Origin of the sequence: Streptomyces sp. NPDC058663 (assembly GCF_042716745.1) — a bacterium.
In the GTDB taxonomy this organism is placed as follows: Bacteria; Actinomycetota; Actinomycetes; order Streptomycetales; family Streptomycetaceae; genus Streptomyces.
On record NZ_JBHXRV010000117.1, the window covers coordinates 1 to 1,357 of the forward strand.

Sequence of the window (1,357 nt, forward strand, 5' to 3'; positions counted from 1 at the left end):
GGCAGGTCTGCATAACGTGGATGCGCGAGCACGGTGCCGTAGCCGAGGCCAGCATGGTCAACGACCCGGAGAGGGTGCGATGTTCGACATCGAAGACGTGGGTGTCTTCCTCGGGATGGACGTCGGCAAGACGGCCCATCACGGCCACGGGCTCACCCCGGCCGGCAAGAAGGTCTTCGACAAGGCGATGCCCAACAGCGAGCCGAAACTGCGGGCCGTCTTCGACAAGCTGATCGCGAAGTTCGGCACGGTGCTGGTGATCGTGGACCAGCCCGCATCGATCGGGGCTCTGCCGCTGACCGTCGCCCGTGACGCGGGCTGCGAGGTCGCCTACCTGCCCGGACTCGCGATGCGGCGGATCGCTGATCTGTATCCGGGCGAGGCGAAGACCGACGCGAAGGACGCGGCGGTGATCGCGGACGCCGCCCGGACGATGCCCCACACTCTGCGGTCGCTGGAGCTGACCGACGACATCACCGCCCAGCTCACGGTGCTGACCGGCTTCGACCAGGACCTCGCTGCCGAGGCCACCCGCACCAGCAACCGGATACGCGGCCTCCTCACCCAGTTCCACCCCTCGCTGGAGCGCGTACTCGGACCCCGGCTGGACCACCCGGCCGTCACCTGGCTCCTCGAACGCCACGGCTCCCCGGCCGCCCTGCGGAAAGCCGGCCGCCGCAGACTCGTCGAACTCATCCGCCCGAAAGCCCCGCGCATGGCCGTCCGGCTGATCGACGACGTCTTCGACGCTCTCGACGAACAGACCGTCGTGGTCCCGGGAACCGGGACCCTCGACATCGTGATCCCGTCCCTGGCCGCTTCCCTCGCGGCCGTTCACGACCAACGCCGGGCCTTGGAAGCGCAGATCAGCACCTTGCTGGAGGCCCACCCTCTTCACCCGGTCCTGACCTCGATGCCGGGAGTCGGAGTCAGGACCGCTGCCGTCCTGCTGGTCACCGTCGGCGACGGCACCAGTTTCCCCAGCGCCGCCCACCTCGCCTCCTACGCAGGCCTCGCCCCGACAACCAGATCTTCGGGGACCTCAATCCACGGCGAGCACGCACCCAGAGGCGGAAACCGGCAGCTCAAACGCGCCATGTTCCTCTCCGCCTTCGCCTGCATGAACGCCGACCCGGCATCACGCGCCTACTACGACCGGCAAAGAGCCCGCGGGAAAACCCACACCCAGGCCCTCCTCCGCCTCGCCCGCCAACGCATCAGCGTCCTGTTCGCCATGCTCCGCGACGGCACCTTCTACGAGTCCAGAACACCCACCATCACCCTCGCCGCATAACCACCTCAAACAGCCCCCACACCCGGCACCACGTCCTTGACGAAGGACATAGAGACACCCCCC

Annotated in this window: 1 protein-coding gene; it reads left to right on the top strand. The window is 68.1% G+C overall.

Annotation, left to right across the window (positions count from 1 at the left end; all coding sequences use genetic code 11):
• Positions 1–79 precede the first annotated feature (79 nt).
• Entirely contained in the window at positions 80–1,294 is a 1,215-nt protein-coding gene (locus ACFWVV_RS37755; RefSeq protein WP_384422927.1) for an IS110 family transposase, read from the top strand.
• Positions 1,295–1,357: the final 63 nt, after the last annotated feature.

Excerpts from the sequence above, each read along its gene's own strand:
- ACFWVV_RS37755 (WP_384422927.1), top strand. The coding sequence starts at position 80 with ATGTTCGACATCGAAGACGTGGGTGTCTTCCTCGGGATGGACGTCGGC.